General features: G+C 70.9%; 18 protein-coding genes. 4 read left to right on the top strand and 14 right to left on the bottom strand.

Going from position 1 to position 15,911, the window contains the following annotated elements:
* Nucleotides 1–176: 176 nt before the first annotated feature.
* The 5 genes from EV186_RS08855 to EV186_RS39850 all read right to left on the bottom strand — a co-directional run bounded on the left by EV186_RS08855 (nucleotide 177) and on the right by EV186_RS39850 (nucleotide 4,661).
* Nucleotides 177–1,193, bottom strand: a complete 1,017-nt coding sequence (locus tag EV186_RS08855) for an anti-sigma-D factor RsdA (RefSeq protein ID WP_133848502.1) — start codon at nucleotides 1,191–1,193, stop codon at nucleotides 177–179.
* Entirely contained in the window at nucleotides 1,194–1,766 is a 573-nt protein-coding gene (locus tag EV186_RS08850) for a sigma-70 family RNA polymerase sigma factor (protein ID WP_133848501.1), read from the bottom strand.
* A gap of 233 nt (nucleotides 1,767–1,999) precedes the next feature.
* A complete protein-coding gene (locus EV186_RS08845; RefSeq protein WP_133848500.1) occupies nucleotides 2,000–2,596 on the bottom strand; it encodes a response regulator transcription factor in 597 nt (198 codons plus the stop codon).
* Between the two features lie 30 nt (nucleotides 2,597–2,626).
* Nucleotides 2,627–3,526 carry a hypothetical protein gene (locus EV186_RS08840; protein ID WP_133848499.1) on the bottom strand — a complete coding sequence of 300 codons (900 nt, stop codon included), beginning with the start codon at nucleotides 3,524–3,526 and terminating at the stop codon, nucleotides 2,627–2,629.
* Complete coding sequence (locus EV186_RS39850; RefSeq protein WP_166659059.1) at nucleotides 3,516–4,661, bottom strand: MerR family transcriptional regulator; 1,146 nt, start codon at nucleotides 4,659–4,661, stop codon at nucleotides 3,516–3,518. The genes EV186_RS08840 and EV186_RS39850 overlap by 11 nt, the downstream gene beginning before the upstream one ends.
* Nucleotides 4,662–4,869: 208 nt before the next feature.
* On the opposite strand from EV186_RS39850, the gene EV186_RS08830 reads away from it, so the two are divergent.
* Entirely contained in the window at nucleotides 4,870–5,172 is a 303-nt protein-coding gene (locus EV186_RS08830; protein WP_133848498.1) for a WhiB family transcriptional regulator, read from the top strand.
* A gap of 62 nt (nucleotides 5,173–5,234) precedes the next feature.
* Here EV186_RS08830 and groL read toward each other — a convergent pair whose 3' ends face one another.
* From groL to EV186_RS08790, 8 genes are all read right to left on the bottom strand, one after another.
* Nucleotides 5,235–6,875, bottom strand: coding sequence for a chaperonin GroEL (gene groL / locus EV186_RS08825; RefSeq protein WP_133848497.1), 1,641 nt, complete (start codon nucleotides 6,873–6,875; stop codon nucleotides 5,235–5,237).
* 76 nt (nucleotides 6,876–6,951) lie between these two features.
* Nucleotides 6,952–7,245, bottom strand: a complete 294-nt coding sequence (gene groES, locus EV186_RS08820) for a co-chaperone GroES (protein WP_133848496.1) — start codon at nucleotides 7,243–7,245, stop codon at nucleotides 6,952–6,954.
* 210 nt (nucleotides 7,246–7,455) lie between these two features.
* The gene (locus EV186_RS08815; protein WP_133848495.1) at nucleotides 7,456–8,286 is read right to left on the bottom strand and encodes a helix-turn-helix domain-containing protein; all 831 of its coding nucleotides are present in this window, start codon (nucleotides 8,284–8,286) and stop codon (nucleotides 7,456–7,458) included.
* Entirely contained in the window at nucleotides 8,283–8,813 is a 531-nt protein-coding gene (locus EV186_RS08810) for a DUF6879 family protein (protein WP_133848494.1), read from the bottom strand. The genes EV186_RS08815 and EV186_RS08810 overlap by 4 nt, the downstream gene beginning before the upstream one ends.
* A complete protein-coding gene (locus EV186_RS08805; RefSeq protein ID WP_133848493.1) occupies nucleotides 8,810–9,040 on the bottom strand; it encodes a hypothetical protein in 231 nt (76 codons plus the stop codon). The genes EV186_RS08810 and EV186_RS08805 overlap by 4 nt, the downstream gene beginning before the upstream one ends.
* A gap of 67 nt (nucleotides 9,041–9,107) precedes the next feature.
* Nucleotides 9,108–9,668 (bottom strand): HD domain-containing protein, encoded by a 561-nt coding sequence (locus EV186_RS08800; RefSeq protein ID WP_133848492.1) that lies wholly within the window; start codon nucleotides 9,666–9,668, stop codon nucleotides 9,108–9,110.
* Between the two features lie 52 nt (nucleotides 9,669–9,720).
* Nucleotides 9,721–10,632, bottom strand: a complete 912-nt coding sequence (locus tag EV186_RS08795) for a patatin-like phospholipase family protein (RefSeq protein WP_133848491.1) — start codon at nucleotides 10,630–10,632, stop codon at nucleotides 9,721–9,723.
* A gap of 10 nt (nucleotides 10,633–10,642) precedes the next feature.
* A complete protein-coding gene (locus EV186_RS08790; RefSeq protein ID WP_133848490.1) occupies nucleotides 10,643–11,872 on the bottom strand; it encodes a PucR family transcriptional regulator in 1,230 nt (409 codons plus the stop codon).
* Nucleotides 11,873–12,019: 147 nt separating this feature from the next.
* On the opposite strand from EV186_RS08790, the gene EV186_RS08785 reads away from it, so the two are divergent.
* The 3 genes from EV186_RS08785 (at nucleotide 12,020) to EV186_RS08775 (ending at nucleotide 15,460) form a co-directional block, all read left to right on the top strand.
* Complete coding sequence (locus tag EV186_RS08785) at nucleotides 12,020–12,811, top strand: SGNH/GDSL hydrolase family protein (protein WP_133848489.1); 792 nt, start codon at nucleotides 12,020–12,022, stop codon at nucleotides 12,809–12,811.
* 103 nt (nucleotides 12,812–12,914) lie between these two features.
* The gene (locus EV186_RS08780) at nucleotides 12,915–14,798 is read left to right on the top strand and encodes an N-acetylmuramoyl-L-alanine amidase (RefSeq protein WP_133848488.1); all 1,884 of its coding nucleotides are present in this window, start codon (nucleotides 12,915–12,917) and stop codon (nucleotides 14,796–14,798) included.
* Nucleotides 14,799–14,878: 80 nt separating this feature from the next.
* Entirely contained in the window at nucleotides 14,879–15,460 is a 582-nt protein-coding gene (locus EV186_RS08775; RefSeq protein WP_133848487.1) for a GNAT family N-acetyltransferase, read from the top strand.
* Here the strand turns inward: EV186_RS08775 and rimI are convergent.
* Nucleotides 15,430–15,882 carry a ribosomal protein S18-alanine N-acetyltransferase gene (gene rimI, locus EV186_RS08770; protein WP_133848878.1) on the bottom strand — a complete coding sequence of 151 codons (453 nt, stop codon included), beginning with the start codon at nucleotides 15,880–15,882 and terminating at the stop codon, nucleotides 15,430–15,432. The genes EV186_RS08775 and rimI overlap by 31 nt on opposite strands.
* Nucleotides 15,883–15,911: the final 29 nt, after the last annotated feature.

The following is a 15,911-nucleotide window of genomic DNA, read 5'->3' as shown; positions in this document are numbered from 1 at the left end:
CGACCCGGGGGCCGCCCCGAGGCCAGTCTATCGCGTTTTGGCTGGTCAACGGGGTTCCGGCTGGATCTGTGGACAACCACCCGACCTGTGGATAACTGTTCAAAAAGTGCTGTTCAGATGCGAAGAACCCCTCCGGCCGGGTGGCGGGAGGGGTTCTTCGTCGTGTGCGGGGGTGCTCAACCGCCGGACGACGTCGTCTGCTCGGAGCCCGGGTCGACGTTCCCGCTCTGGGTGTCGCCGGTGATGCCGTTGCTGCTCACACCATCTCCGGTGGTGCCGGTGCCATCTCCGGACGGGTCGTCGCGGGGGCTGCTGCCGGTGCCGTCCGTGGTGCTCGACGGCGGCGGTTGCGTGGTCGGCTCCGTGGGCTGGGTGGTGTCCGACGGCGGCGTGCTCGGTGACGTCGGGTCCTCGGTCACGCTGCCCGACGGCGAGCTCGGCGCGGTGGGCGTCGTGGTCGTGCCGGTCGCCGAGGGCGGGACCGGGATGGTGATCGTCGTGGTGCCACCCGAGGGCGGCGGGATCTGCGCGAGCAGCTGCTCGTGCTCGGCCACCAGGTCGTCGCGGCCGTCCTCCGGCGAGACCGCGGGCAGTTCCTGCTTGGCGTTGTTCAACGCCGAGGCCGCCGCGTTCACGTTGCCGGTCTTCAGCGCGACCTTCGCGTCCGCCAGGTCCTGGCGGGCGGAGGCCGCCGCCTCGACCGAACGGGCGTGGTCGGCGTACAGCACCCTGGTCAGGCCCCACAGCGGGCTGCCGGGCTGGGCGTCACGAGCGGCCAAGCCGACGCCGGTGAAGGACACGGCCAGGACCGCGGCCGCCGCGGCCACGGGAACCAGCAGCCGCGGGCGGTGCCGGCGGCGCAACCGCGCCGACTGGACCAGCGCGACCGCGGTGTCGGTGTCGACCATCTCGGTCATGGGTTCCGACTCGACGTCGGCACGCCACGACAGCAAGAGCTTGTTCAAGTCGTCTTCGGCCAGGTCCGATTCGAGGGACGCGTCGAGGTCCTCACCCGAAAGGCCGGCCAGTGCGTCGAGCAGGGCGTCGTCGGCGTGGACCATCGCCAGGTCGACGGCTTCCGCGTCCATCAGGTCGTCGTGCAACCGACCTGGCAAGAGGTCGTCGTCGTGGTCGAAACCGTGCGCCACCGAGTCGAGCCACTCACGCCCGTCCCGTCCTTGCTGATCCGCCACTCAGACCACCTCCTCCGCGGACAGAGTCTTGCGTAACCTCGCCAGAGCGCGGTGCTGGGCCACCCGGACCGCGCCCGGCGTCGAGCCGACGGCCTCGGCCGTCTCCTCGGCGGACAGTCCGACCACCACCCGGAGCATCACGATCTCGCGCTGCTTGTCGGGCAGCACCTGCATCAGATCGGTCATCTGCCTGCTCAGCTCACCCTGCATGGCCCGCTGCTCGGGACCGGCTTCGGTCTCGGGCTCGTCGGGCACTTCGGCGACGGGCTCGGCGCGGTTGCGCGCCGAAGCCCGATGGGCATCGGCCACTTTGTGCGCCGCGATGCCGTAGACGAACGCGAGGAACGGCCGTCCTTGGTCGCGGTAGCTGGGCAGTGCGGTGAGCACCGCGAGACACACCTCCTGGGCCACGTCGTCCGCCGAAGCGAAGGATCGTTCCTGCCTGCCGACCCGGGCGCGGCAATACCGCACCACAAGAGGACGAATGGAAGCCAGCACCCGCTCCACCGCTCGAGGATCTCCCTCGACGGCGTCGCCGACCATAGCGTCCAGTCCGTCCCCCACTGAAGTCATCGCAAACAGCAGCCCTGGTGTTACTAGTCCGTACGAACGGCCAACAAGTGGTCACGCACCGAGGTCAGGACCACGGGCGCACTTGAACCCCCACCGTACCGGTTGTGCGGAGCTCCGCCTTCGAGCGGACACGGCCGAACAGCGAACCGGACCGACCATAGGTCGGTCGGGGTGGAAAACCAAGTGGCCCGAGGGCATGTCCTCGGGCCTTTCGGTTGATACCTGCTGTTCGTTCAGGAAACGAGACCGCGGCGGAAGCCGTGTGCCACGGCCTGTGCCCGGTCGCGCACGCCGAGCTTGCGGAACAGCCGGCGCGCGTGCGTCTTGACGGTGTCTTCCGAGAGATACAGTTCGCGACCGATCTGCCCGTTGCTCTTCCCCTGGCTCATGCCCCGCAGCACCTGCAACTCCCGGTCGGTGAGCTGGACACCGGGGTCGGAGGGCTGGCGGGGCGCGGGCACCGATGTGCTCGCGAGCGTGTGCGCGAGTGCGGCGACCAGCTCGGGACGCGAGGCGTCCCAGCGCAGGTAACCGCGAGCGCCGCCGGCGATCGCGGCAGCGATGCTGCCCGCGTCGTCCGGTGCGCCGAACACGATCACGTTCGCTTGCGGGTTGGCGGACACCAGTCGCCTGGTGGCCTCGACGCCGGTGGGCACGGCGCGCTGGGTACCGACCAGCACGACGTCCGACGCCTGACGGGAGAAGCGGGCGAGCAGCTCGTCACCGTGCGCTACGCAGTCGATGCGACTGACACCGGGGACGGCGGACATGACGCGCGTGAGACCTTCCCGCACGCTCCGCCGGTCGTCGCAGATCAAGACCGTCGTCACGGGGACCCCTTCCTGCAGCCGAGTGACGTTCTATGTCCCCTTATCGGACGCCGGGGCCCGAACCTTGACACGATCTGGTGGTAATTCTTCAGAACTCGTTCGCCCGGATGCCGCCATCGGTGGTTCCAGAGAGTGCATGGCCCTGGTAGGCACCCACGGAGAGGCTTCAGCGATCCGCCTGCCGATGGGATCTGTGCGGTGTAACACAGCGTGCAGCGCGGCCCAGCCGGTCATCCGATGTGTGGCGGCGCCGTCCGGGTCCAGCTCGGCGAGCAACAGGGCGCTCGGCCAGACCAACGGTGCCAAGCCATGATCTTGGGCTCTCGCGACCACCGACTGCAAGAGGCCGATCGGGCGTTGCGAAGGGTCACTTGCCGTTGCCAAGGCGGCCGCGAGGACCAGGTCGGCCTTGACCTGGTGGCGCACGGAATCGCACGCCAGAGCGCGTTCGGCGGCCCGCTCGGCGGGGGCCACGGCTTGTGCGGCCCGGCCTTCGGCGAGCAGGACTTCGGCGGTGACCCAGTCGTGCCGCAGTTCGTGGCGCCAGCCGGTCAGGCCGGCGGCGCGGTCGAGCAGGGCATGCGCTTGGCGGGTCAGCCCGAGGCCGAGCGCGTCGGCGGCGAGGCCGAGCAGGACGTCCGAGCGGGCTTGTTCGTCTTCTCCCAGTAACAGGAGAGCGCGGCCGTCGAGCCGACGCGCGGCGGCGTGCCCGCCGAGCTGGCGCCGGTGCGAGGCCAGCGCCGCTCCGGCCAGGGCGGCGACCGGACCGGCGGTGCTGGCCAGCGGGGCGAGCAGCGCCGTGGCGGCGGCGTAGTGGCCCTGCCCGCCGAGCGCGACCCCGGCGAGCCAGCGCTCGCGTGGCGTGTGCGCGGGCGGCACCGGCGCACCCGGGTCGGCACCGAACGCGATGTCGTGGAGGTCAGCGGCCAACGACGGCCGCCGCTTCCATCAGGTCCACGGCCGCGCCCAGGCCTTCGGCCCGCTCGACCGTGTTGGGCAGCTCCACGCCGGCCCAGCCGGGCCCGATCGCGAACAGCCGGACGTGCTGGCGCGTGCGCGGCACGCGGTCGAACACGCCGGGGTCGGCGGTGCGCGGCAACTGCGACCACAGGCCGACCGCGGCGGGCGCGGTCCGGCGCACGGCCGCGGCCAGCGCGCTGCTCGGCAGGGCGGCGCCGAGGAGCTGGGTGGCCAGCGACCGCAGCGCCAGCGCGGCACGCAACGGGTAGAGCGGCAGGCTGTGCCCTTCCCCGGGCACGCACGCGAGCAGCACCAGCCGCGGGTTGCGCGGCGCGGCGACCAACGGCGTCGCCCCGATCATCGCGGCCAGCGTGCACTCGTGGACCAGGTGCTCGACCTCGACGCACTCGCCGGTCTGGGCCCAGCGCGCGGCCACCGCGCCGAGCACCGGCCGGATCATCTCGTCCCAGACCGCGACGACGCCGAGCTCCGCGATGCTGTCGGCGATCAGCCGCTGCACGCCGAGCGCGTCCATGGCCAGGGCCGCCCGGCCGAGGCCCCGGGCCCGTGGCGAGCCGCCGGGCAGCCGCAGCACCCGCCCACCCGCGCGGGCCGAACCGTGGCCGAGCTGGTCGAACTCGGGCCGGGGCACCGGCCCCGCCGACTCCACCTCGGCGACGGTCGCGGAGATGGCCGACTCCAGTTCCGGGCCGAACCCGCCGTTGCCCGTGTGGACCGGCGCGTCGACCACGACCGAGGGTTCGCCGTTGCCCGTGGCCCGCAGGGCGTACTCGGCGGCCTCGGCGGGTGAGGCGCCACGCAACAGCGCGCGCTGCATCAGTTCGAGGCGGGCGATGTCGGCCGGCGCGTACCGGCGGTGCCGCCCGGTGGTGTGACCGCTCGGGCCGACGCCGTAGCGGCGGTCCCACGTGCGCAGGGTGGCCGGCGCGATGCCCAGCCGCCGGGCGACCGCGGCGACCGGCAGCGTCGGCTCGGCATCCCCGGAGCCGCCCGGGTCTGCGGAGCCGCCGGGGTTCCCGGGGTCGTCGGGATCCTCGGGATCGTCGGCGGGCTGCGCCTGTCCCGTCGCGGATATCGGCCTCATCGCCACCTGACCATGTTGGGATGACTCCCCGTGGTCAGCAACTGGGAACACCGACCACTCTGGGTGGCGCGGGGTCGCCGAGCGGGTGAATTGCCGAAGATCCAACTGGATCACCCTTGAACAAGCATTGGCGCGGTTCTAGCGTGGGCGCTGCTGCACCGAATGGAGTATTGACTTCCCGCATTCGTGCCAGAGAGGCGGTCACCTGATGGCAGACACACGCAGGCTTCCCGGCCCGAACGCAGACATCTGGGATTGGCAGTTGGAGGGTTCGTGCCGGGGCATGGACAGCGCCTTCTTCTTCCACCCCGACGGTGAACGCGGTCCGGCCCGGGCGCGGCGCGAGGCCCGCGCGAAGGCGATCTGCCAGTCGTGCCCGGTGCTGCGGCTCTGCCGCGAGCACGCACTCGCCGTGCACGAGCCCTACGGCATCTGGGGAGGCATGTCGGAATCCGAGCGGGAAGCGTTGATCAAGCGCGACAAGCGGGAGCTCGCCGTCAGCACACGCTGAGCCACCAAGACACGACGAAGGGCGGTCCAGCGGACCGCCCTTCGTCGTATCCGGCTACCGGCTCAGAAGCCCGGGCCGTGGCCGTGCCCATGGCCGTGGCCATGACCGTGGCCCGCGTCCTCGGGGTCCTCTTCCTTCTTCTCCACCACGGCGCTCTCCGTGGTCAGCAGGATCCGCGCGATGGACGCGGCGTTGGCGACCGCGGAGCGGGTCACCTTCACCGGGTCGACCACGCCGTCGGCGAGCAGGTCGCCGTACTGCAGCTTGGCCGCGTTGAAGCCCTGGCCCCAGGGCAGCTCCCGGACCTTGGAGACGACGACCGCGCCTTCCATGCCGCCGTTGGCGGCGATCCAGTGCAGCGGAGCCGTGAGCGCCTCACGCACGATCGCGACACCGAGTGCCTCGTCGCCGGTGAGACCGAGGTTGTCCTCGAGCTTCTTGGCCGCGTGCACCAGCGCCGAACCGCCGCCGGGCACGATGCCCTCCTCGACCGCCGCACGGGTGGCCGCGACCGCGTCCTCGATGCGGTGCTTGCGCTCCGCGAGCTCGGTCTCGGTGGCCGCGCCGACCTTGATGACCGCGACGCCACCGGAGAGCTTGGCCAGCCGCTCCTGCAGCTTCTCGCGGTCCCAGTCGGAGTCCGCCGCCTCGATCTCCTTGCGGATCTGCTCCTGGCGGCCGGCGACGTCGTCCTTCGAGCCGCCGCCGTCGACCAGCGTGGTGTCGTCCTTGGTGATCACGGCGCGCCGGACGGTGCCCAGCACGTCGAGACCGGCTTCGGCGAGCTTGAGGCCCACCTCGGCCGCGACGACGGTGCCGCCGGTGACGGTGGCCAGGTCGTCCATGAACGCCTTGCGGCGGTCACCGAAGAACGGCGACTTGACCGCGACCGCCTTGATCGTCTTGCGCAGGGCGTTGACCACCAGGGTGGACAGCGCCTCACCGTCGACGTCCTCGGCGATGATCAGCAGCGGCTTGCCGGACTGCGCGATCTGCTCCAGCAGCGGGAGGAAGTCGGCCAGGGCCGAGATCTTCTCGCGGTGCAGCAGGACGTAGGCGTCCTCGAGCACGGCTTCCTGGCGTTCCCCGTCGGTGACGAAGTGCGCGGAGAGCCAGCCCTTGTCGAACTGCAGGCCTTCGGTGATCACCAGCTCGGTGGCCATCGTGGAGGACTCCTCCACGGTGATCACGCCGTCGTCGCCGACCTTCTCGATGGCCTCGCCGAGCAGCGCGCCGATCGAGGAGTCGCGGGAGGCGACGGTGCCGACCTGGGCGATGTTGTCGCGGCCCTTGACCGGGGTGGCCTTGGCCTTGAGCTCCTCGACCACCGCGTCCGCGGCGGCCTGGATGCCGAGGCCGAGGGCCATCGGGTTGGCGCCGGCCGCGACGTTGCGCAGGCCGACCTTGACCAGGGCCTGGGCGAGCACGGTGGCGGTGGTGGTGCCGTCGCCGGCGACGTCGCTGGTCTTCGTGGCGACGGCCTTCGCCAGCTGCGCGCCGAGGTTCTCGAACGAGTCGTCCAGTTCGATCTCACGCGCGATGGTCACGCCGTCGTTGGTGACGGTCGGACCGCCGAACTTCTTGGCGAGCACGACGTGGCGCCCGCGCGGGCCAAGGGTGACCTTGACCGCGTTGGCGAGCTTGTTCACCCCGCGCTCGAGCGCCCGACGAGCGTCCTCGTCGAAACTGATCTGCTTGGGCATTGAGTCCTCTCCTATGCCGAACGCCCCGGGTGCCCCGAGGGGCCGCCGGGGCGTTCGCGCTTGTTCGAGCCGATCGTCAGTTGATGACAGCCAGAACGTCGCGGGCGGAGAGGATCAAGTACTCCTCGCCGTCGTACTTGACTTCGGTGCCGCCGTACTTGGAGTAGATGACGACGTCGCCGACAGCCACGTCCATGGGGACGCGGTTGCCCTTGTCGTCGATGCGCCCGGGGCCGACCGCCAGGACCTTGCCCTCCTGGGGCTTCTCCTTGGCGGTGTCCGGGATGACGAGGCCGGACGCCGTGGTGGCCTCCGCCTCGCTCGCCTGGACGAGGATCTTGTCCTCGAGCGGCTTGATGTTCACGCTCACCGGTGTGACCTCCACGGTCTTCGAAAGCGTCGGCAGTGGTTACGTGTGCACCGCTGGGGCAGAGCCCGGGCGGTGCGAACGACTCCCTGCCACCCCGCCGTCGCGGGTGCCGGGGCGGTGCGGTGGTCGTACATCTGGCACTCTACCCACGCGAGTGCTAGCCCTTCAACCGGGTGGCCGTGTGAGCTCGTCTCATTAAGAGACAGCCCGCTACCTGGGGCGAGCGACGTTCGCCAGAACGGCTCGGGCGGCGTCACCCTCGGCCGCGATCCGCCACAGCGCCGAAGTGATCTGGTCGTACAAGCCCACGTCCTCCGGATCGGTCGCGACGACCTCGGTGTGGTTGATCTCGACCACCACGGTGTCGTCGAGGATGGTGTAGCCGTGCATGGTGATCGTCGGCAGCGGCACGTCGAGCGGGATGACGCCGAGGCGGAGGTTCGGGAGTCCGCTCAGCGTGATGAGCCGATCGATCTGGGCCCGGTTGACCGCGACGGGAACGGGCGGATAGCGCAGTGCGGACTCGCCGATGAGGACCTCGACGACCTTGCCGGGGTCATAGAGGACTTCCTGCCGACGCACTCGTTCACGCACGGCCTGGTCGGCGTCGTTCAGGCTTTCGTGCATCTCAGCGGCCAGGGAGAAGACGGCGCGGGCGTAGTCGGCGGTCTGCACCAGACCAGGCACCAGGAAGTACTCGACGGTGACGATGCGGGAGGCGTCCCCTTCGGCGACCGCTTCCCGGCGCTGCCGATCGGCGTGCCCGAGGCGCAGCTGCGATTTCCAGCGGTCCCGTTCCAGGCGGAGTTCGGCGAGTTCGTTGCGCAGCTCCGCGGCTGTGTCGGCATCCGCGCCCACGGCTTCCACCCACGCGACGACATCCGAGTCGGCAGGCAGCGTCCGGCCCTTCTCCAACCGGGAGACCTTCGAGGTCTGCCAGCCGATGCGCTCAGCGAAATCCTTGCCGGTGCGGTAGCCGGCCTCGGCGCGGAGCCGGCGCAAGGCATCGCCGAACCGCAGCTGGCGCTTGTCGATGCTCACTTCCTGGCATTCACCATCTCGACGTGCGGAACTGCGTGCGGCCACACGATGTCACGCCACCGTTGGTGGCGGGCCACCACGTCCGGCCCATCGTCGAGCACCAGGCCGGTGAGGTTCTTGACGTCATCGAACTCGAGGAGGAGCACCCGGTCGTCGTCGAAGATGTAGTAGTCGTAGGCCGGAGCGTCGCCGAGCCGGGCGACCACCGAACGATCCACCCAACGGACGTCCTCGCCGATGTCCAAGCTGCGGTCGGTCACGGCGAGCATCCAGCGCTCGTAATCAGTAGGCGGATCCGCGAGGACCCTCAGCCGCTCGAACGGGATGCCTGCCGCACGCAGGCCCCTGACGTACTCCTCCCAGGCTTCGTCTTCCGCCGTGCTGGGAACCGCCTCGCCGGCCAGCCAGGAGTCGAGTTCTCCGGCATCGATGGCGTAGAAGCCCTGACACTCCCAGCGCCACGAGGATCGCCGCACCGTGTCGAACAGCGCGGCGAAGTCCTCGATGGCGAAGTGCAGTCGGGTCACGCCCGCCCGCTCGGGGGAGGCACGAAGTCCAACAGCGCCGCCGGGATCTCGACGGCGGTCTCGTGATCCGGCAACCCACGCGCACGCAAGACCGCGATCGCTTCGGGGTCGATCACCTTCGCACCCTGGAAGGCCTGGTCCCGCAAGTCATCGGGGACGAACTGATCGCCCTCACCGACTCCCGCATCCGGTGGACGCTCGCCCACAACCTCGTGCGCGAACTGCACGACTGCACCCTGATCGAAGTCGCCGAGCTCTGCTAGGACGACGCATCCAGCCACCGGGTGCGGACGGTCAGCGGTCACGCCAGGTCAGCGGCGAAAGGGTCACGGCCGCCTCGGCGACCCGCTGTCCCGTCATGGTTTTCAGCGACCTTCGGGCTGAGTCGATCCACCCGTCGACGCGGTGCACGCCGATGTCGCGGTACTCGACTGCCTGCAGGAGCATCTCCAGCTTGTCAGCGTCCTTGGCACACAATGCTTCGGCGGTCTCCTGTGCCTCGTACTCGTCGACGACGCCGCGCACCATGTCCCGAGTCCGTTCAGGCAGCTTCGCCGTCTGGTCCGCGGTGATCCGGCGCGGCTCGGGTTTGGTCAGGTACCCGCTGATCGTGTGTGGAAGATCGCCGGTTCGGGTCTCTTGCGAGTCGTGCCAAAGCCCGAGCAACGCGGCGCGAGCCGGGTCGGCGCCTTCCTCGGCGGCCAGGATCGCGGCCAGTTGCGCCACCCGCATGCTGTGTTCGGCGACCGACTCGGGATCACGCACACCCGCGTGCCACCAGCCGGCGCGGCGGATGCGCTTCAGCACTCCCAGCTCATAGCCGAAAGCGGCGAGCGCCGCGGCATCCTCTGGCACGTCTGCTCATCTCCCAGTGGTCGGCACGCGACGAACTGACCGAATAGGACAGTCAAGACTGCAAGACAAGGCGCGCGGCGTGTCGGCCCAGGCCGACCGCGCGGGCCAGCAGCCGGGTGTTCCTCGACAACCGGCTCACGTGGGGTGTGCCGTCGGCCGGGCGGATCTGGAGCACGCCCGGGTGTTCGGCCAGCACCTTCTCGTCCTCGCGGTGGCGGTCGAGCCGGCCCAGCCACGCGGGCACCGCACCCGGCGCCACGCGGTTGAGGTACCTGAGCACCACCCGGTTCTCCATCGGCGACGGCGGACCGGGCTGGTCGTCCGCCGCCCGGGTGCGCAGGACCAGGACGTGCGTCGCGCCCTGGGCCAGCGCCGAGCGATAAGGGATCTGTTCGATCAACCCCGCGTCCAGCATGATCCGGCCGTCCAGCCGGACCGGGCGGCCGGACAGCAGTGGCAACCCCGTCGACGCGCGCAGGGAGCGTTGCAGGCTCGGCTTGTCCACAATGGACTTGTACAGGTCGAACACCTCGCCCGTGTCCCCCGCCGTCGCCAAGGGGTGGAACTCGATGGGGCTGGCCACGATGGCGTCGAAGTTCATCGGCACGGCCTCGTAGACGGTGTGCACCAGGTGCGCGGTGTCGACCACCGGACCCAGCATCAAACCGCGCCACGGGTTCGTCACGCCACGCATGACCCGCGGATCGCCCCAGCCGATCTCGCCCCAGTGGACCTGGCCGCCCAGCAGCCACGCGCCGGTCAGCGACCCCGCCGACGAGCCGTACACCGCGTCGAAGCACGGGGTCAGGCCGAGCTCGTCCACCACGGCGGCCATGCCGTTGGAGTACGCACCTCGGCTCCCGCCACCCTCGATCGCCAGCGCCACGCGGGCATCGTCGTCCCGTTCGCCCGGTTTGCTCCCGGAAGCCAAGCGGGAGCGCAGGATCTCGAGCACAGCATGCACATGACCGACGTTAACCGACGCCGTGCACGGTCGCGTCCAAGGCGGCCAGCGCGGCCCGCACGCGCAGCACCTCCGCGGGCCGCGTCGTGTCCAGCCCGGTCAGCGCGGCGACCTTGCGCAGCCGGTAGTCCACGGTGTTCGGGTGCACGTGCAGACCGGTCGCCGTCGCCCGCCGGTTGAGCCCGCTCGACACGTACGCGCGCAGCGTGCCGAGCAGTTCCGGCTTGTCCCGCACCGGGTCCAGCTGCGCCGCCAGCCGGTCACGCGCCGGGCCCGGCCTGGTCAGCTGGTACTCCACGGTCAGGTCGTCGAGGCGGTAGAGCCCCGACCGCATCCCGAACGCGTACGCCACCGCACGCAACTCCCCCGCCAGCGTCGCTGCCTCCTGCACCCCGGCCGGGCGCGCGGGCACCGCGGCGGCCAGCACGTCGGTGCCCGCCGCCTTGGCGAGCCGGGCGACCAGCTCACCCAGCGCGGTCCACTCCTGCGGTGTCGGCTCGGTCGCGGTCTTCGTCGCGAGCAATGCGATGCCGCCATCGGGCGACAGGGTGGCGAGCACGCGCTCGGGTGTCGCGCGCTCGAGGGCGTTGCGCAGCCTGCGGACCTTGCGGCGCGCGGCCACCGAGCGGTCGATGCCCTCGCGCCGCTCGTCCGGGTGAACGCCGACGCCCAGCCCCAGCACCAGGTAACCGGCGGGCAGGCGCAGACCGGAGCGGGTCGCGACCTGCTCGGCATCGCCGCCGTCGAGCAGCACCGAGAACAGCGACTGCCGCGCCTCCTGTTCCTCGCCCCGCACGTCGAAATACCCGGCGGACACGGCCGCGGCCACCAGCCGCAGGTACTCCAAGGTCAGCCGCTGCGTCTCGATCACAGCGGGCAGATCGGCCGGCTCCGCATGCGGCACGACCAGGTCCAGGCAGACGCGGATACCCAGGTGGTACGCGCTCAGCACGGCGTCGAGCGGCACACCCTCCTCGGCCCGGCGGGCGGCCGACTCACGCAGCTCGGCCAGGTCGCCCGGCTCGGGCAGCGCGCCGTCGTGCAGCACGTCGGCGAACTGGCGGATGCAGCGCTTGGCGACCGTCACGATGTCGCCCGAGAGCTCCTCGGCGGGCAGCGCCCGGTAAACCGGCAGGTTGGCGGCCAGCCGGTCCACCACCGCGTGGGCGAGTTCGACGGCCCCGGACGTGAGCAGGTCGCGCAGCAGCTTGCCGCCGAAGGCGAGCTCCTTGTGAGCCATCACAACCACCCGTCCGCATGTCTGGAGAAGTCCCAGTTCACGCACGCCACTGTGACCCGGACCATAGGTTGCAACACAGTACCCGGAAGTAGATAACGGAGGTCGGGGATGCGCCGGTTGGCTGTTGGTGCGGCAGCGGTGGCCGCGATGGTGGTTCCGGCGCTGCCCGCGCAGGCGGACACACTCGAGTACGTGGCCATGGGTGATTCCGCCGCGGCCGGCCCGCTGATCCCCGGCCAGGACCCGAACCTGGCCTGCCTGCGTTCGGACCACGACTACCCGCACGTCGCCGCGGCCGCGCTTGGTGCCGAGCTGACCGACGTGACCTGCTCGGGCGCGACCACCGGCGACTTCGCCGGGCACCAGTTCGGCTTCGAGCCACCGCAATACGACGCCCTCAAGCCGAGCACCGACCTGGTCTCGGTGACCATCGGCGCGAACGACATCGGCATCGCCGGGCAGGTCATCGCGTGCGTCAACCTGCTGCCCGAGCCGGTCGGCCTGTCGTGCGAGGACCGGCTCACCGCGGGTGGGCACGACCGGCTCGCGGAGGCGGCGCAGGCGCTGGCGCCCAAGCTCGGTGCGGCGTTCGACGAGATCCACCGGCGCGCGCCGCACGCGAAGGTGCTGGTCACCGGCTACGGCACCTACATCCGCACGGGCGGCTGCTGGCCGACCCAGCCGATCTGGGGTCGCGACGGCGACTACCTGCAGGCGTCGCTGGGCGAGCTGAACGACGTGATCGCGACGCAGGCCCGCGCCCACGGCGCGTCCTACGTGGATTTCGCGGCGACGAGCGTCGGCCACGACACCTGCGCGGCGCCGGACGAGCGCTATCTGGAAGGCTTGCTCCCGACGGCACCCGCGGCGCCCCTGCACCCGAACGCACGCGGCATGGCGGCATTCGGAGCAGCACTTGCGGCCGGCGCTGTCCGTTAAGTCCACACGGACTAGCGCCCCGGCGCGGGAACTATTGACGTGGGCCTGACCGGCGGCAAGAGTGGCCTTCTCGTCTGATCCCCGCCCCCGGGAGGCCCAACCGATGCCTCGTCCGTTCCGCACCTCGGTGGTCGCCGCGGCCAGCTTGGTCGCCGGCATCACCCTCGCACTGCCGCAGGCCGATGCCACGCCTGCGGACCAGCACCGCCAGCAGGACTTCGCGTCGGCCGCGCAGGAGTTCGGCGTGCCGCAGAACGTGCTCATGGCCGTGTCGTACCTGGAGTCCCGCTGGGACAGCCACGGCGGCACGCCGAGCACCGACGGCGGCTACGGCCCGATGCACCTGACCGATGCCACGGCGGCCACCGCGCACAAGCCGGCGTTCTCCGAAGCGGCGGACGACCCGCGTGGTGACACCGCCCGGCCGCAGCGCTCGGCACCGAACTCCGCGCGGCAGTCGACGCCGGACCTGTCGGCGCCCGCACTGCACACCGTGGACCTGGCCGCGTCGCTCACCGGCGTGGACGCCGCGACGTTACGCACCGATCCACGGCAGAACATCCGCGGTGGCGCCGCCTTGCTCGCGCACTACCAGGGCAACCACAGCACCGACCCGGCCCAGTGGTTCGGCGCGGTCGCGCGCTACGGCGACACCGAGTTCGCCGACGAGGTGTTCAGCACGCTGCGCACCGGCATGGCCCGCACGACCGACGACGGCCAGCGCGTGACGCTCGCCGCCGTGCCGAACCTGCCCGCGTCGCCCGCTGCGGCGAACGACCCCGGCACCGAGTGCCCGACCGATCTGGGCTGTGAGTCGGTGCCCGCGCCGTACCAGAGCCTGAGCTCCGACCCGACGGACTACGGCAACCACGACCTCGCGAACCGGCCGACCAGCCAGAAGATCACCTACATCATCATCCACGACACCGAGGGCACGTGGAACACGGTGATGAACCTGGCGCAGGACCCGACCTACGTCAGCTGGCACTACACGATCCGCTCGGCGGACGGGCACGTCGCCCAGCATGTGCCGACCAAGGACGTGGCCTGGCACGCCGGCAACTGGTACGTCAACGCCAAGTCCATCGGCATCGAGCACGAGGGCTTCGCGGCCGATGCGACCTGGTACACCGAGGCGCTGTACCGCAGCTCCACCAAGCTGGTGCGCTACCTGGCCGCGAAGTACGGCATCCCGCTGGACCGCGCGCACATCCTGGGCCACGACAACGTGCCCGGCACCGTCCCGTCGACCGTGCGCGGCATGCACTGGGACCCGGGCCCGTACTGGGACTGGGACCACTACATGGACCTGCTCGGCGCGCCGATCCGCGCGAACGGCACGGTGCACACCCGCATGGTGACCATCGACCCGGACTACGCGACCAACCAGCCGGTCTTCACCGGTTGCGACTCGGCCAACCCGACCGCGCAGTGCGCCCCGCACGGGTCGACGTCGGTCATCCTGCACACGCAGCCCAGTGACAGCGCGCCCATGCTGACCGACATCGGTCTGCACCCGGACGGCACCCCGGGCACGACGTTGCTGTCGGACCACTCGAGCCGCGCGGAGACCGGCCAGCAGTACGCGGTCGCCGGGCGCCAGGGTGGCTGGACGGCGATCTGGTACCTGGGCCAGAAGGGCTGGTTCCACACCGCGGACGCCAAGTGGGCTTCGGGTGTCGTCGTCACGCCGAAGGCGGGCAAGACGAGCATCCCGGTCTACGGCCGCGCGTACCCGGAGGCGTCGGCGTACCCGGCGGGCGTCCCGGTGCAGACGGTGACGCCGCTGCAGTACACGCTGCCCGCGGGTCAGCGGTACGTCCTGGGCCAGACCGCGGCCGACGAGTACTACTACTCGACGACCTTCGACACGGCTTCGCACCAGGTGATCAAGGGCCAGACGAAGTACCTGCAGATCCAGTTCGGCCACCGGATCGCGTACGTCAACGCGGCCGATGTGAACGTCATCCCGTCGTTCGCGCCGTAGCCCCAAACGAAGATGCCCCGTTCGGCCGCGCTGCCGAACGGGGCATTTTTTCGTTTGCCCCCGTTGCGACGATCGAGCGCATGGGTCAACCGACGCTGGGCACGGAACGGCTGCGCCTCGAGCCGCTCGCCGACGACCACCTCGACCTCGAGGTCGAGCTGGACTCCGATCCCGAGGTCATGCGTTACCTCGACCGCCGGCCGCCGGCGCGTGCGGACATCGTGCGGGCGCACCAGCGGCGGCTGGCGCGCGGGCAGGAGGTGCCCGGGCTCGGGATCTGGCTGGGCTTCGCCGACGACGGGTTCGTCGGGCTGTGGATGCTGCAGCCACCGCACGGGCCTGACCAGCCGAAAGTCGCGGGCGAGGCCGACCTCGGCTACCGCCTGCTGCGCCGCCGGTGGCGCCAGGGCTTCGCCACCGAGGGCGCGCGGGAGCTGATCCGCCACGGCTTCGAGGACGTGAGGCTCGATCGGATCTTCGCGCAGACCCTCGCGGTCAACGAGCCGTCGCGGGCCACGATGAGCAAGCTCGGTCTGCGGTTCGTGCGGGCCTTCCCGTGCTCTGACGAGGACGCCCCGGACGGCGCCGAGCACGGCGAGGTCGAGTACGAGATCACCAGGGCGACCTGGGTTCAGGGACGGGCTTCGCGCGCCATCGTGTAGGCGTCGGCGCCCGAGGGCTGGTAGTAGCGCTTGCGCACGCCGGTCCGCACGAACCCGTGGCGCTCGTACAACGCGATCGCCGCCACGTTGTCGGTACGCACCTCCAGGAACACCGGCGCGTGGTGCTCGTCGGCGATGGCCAGCAACCCGAGCAGCAGGTCGCGACCGATGCCTCGCCCCTGCCACGCCGGGTCGACGCCGATCGTGTGGATCTCCGCCTCGGCCCACGAGCCACCGCCCATCAGGGCCATGCCCGCGTAGCCGACCAGGTTCCCGTCGGCGTACGCGCCGAAGTAGGGGAAGCCCGCGTCCAGCTCGTCGTGGAACGCGTGCAACGGCCAGGGGTCCTCGCCGGGGAACAGCACCTTCTCCAGCTCGACGCACCGCTCCAGGTCCTCGCGCCGCAGCGGCTCCACGGTCACCACCCCGCCAGCCTAGGCTCCAGCGCGAC

Source organism: Labedaea rhizosphaerae (assembly GCF_004362825.1).
Lineage (GTDB): Bacteria > Actinomycetota > Actinomycetes > Mycobacteriales > Pseudonocardiaceae > Labedaea > Labedaea rhizosphaerae.
This window is presented reverse-complemented; position numbering and strand designations above follow the sequence as displayed.

What these genes read in the sequence shown, in the direction of transcription:
- EV186_RS08850 (WP_133848501.1), bottom strand. Translation starts at nt 1,766, where the DNA reads ATGACTTCAGTGGGGGACGGACTGGACGCTATGGTCGGCGACGCCGTC.
- EV186_RS39850 (WP_166659059.1), bottom strand. Translation starts at nt 4,661, where the DNA reads ATGAGGCCGATATCCGCGACGGGACAGGCGCAGCCCGCCGACGATCCC.
- EV186_RS08830 (WP_133848498.1), top strand. Translation starts at nt 4,870, where the DNA reads ATGGCAGACACACGCAGGCTTCCCGGCCCGAACGCAGACATCTGGGAT.
- groL (WP_133848497.1), bottom strand. Translation starts at nt 6,875, where the DNA reads ATGCCCAAGCAGATCAGTTTCGACGAGGACGCTCGTCGGGCGCTCGAG.
- EV186_RS08790 (WP_133848490.1), bottom strand. Translation starts at nt 11,872, where the DNA reads ATGGCTCACAAGGAGCTCGCCTTCGGCGGCAAGCTGCTGCGCGACCTG.
- EV186_RS08785 (WP_133848489.1), top strand. Translation starts at nt 12,020, where the DNA reads ATGGTGGTTCCGGCGCTGCCCGCGCAGGCGGACACACTCGAGTACGTG.
- EV186_RS08780 (WP_133848488.1), top strand. Translation starts at nt 12,915, where the DNA reads ATGCCTCGTCCGTTCCGCACCTCGGTGGTCGCCGCGGCCAGCTTGGTC.
- EV186_RS08775 (WP_133848487.1), top strand. Translation starts at nt 14,879, where the DNA reads ATGGGTCAACCGACGCTGGGCACGGAACGGCTGCGCCTCGAGCCGCTC.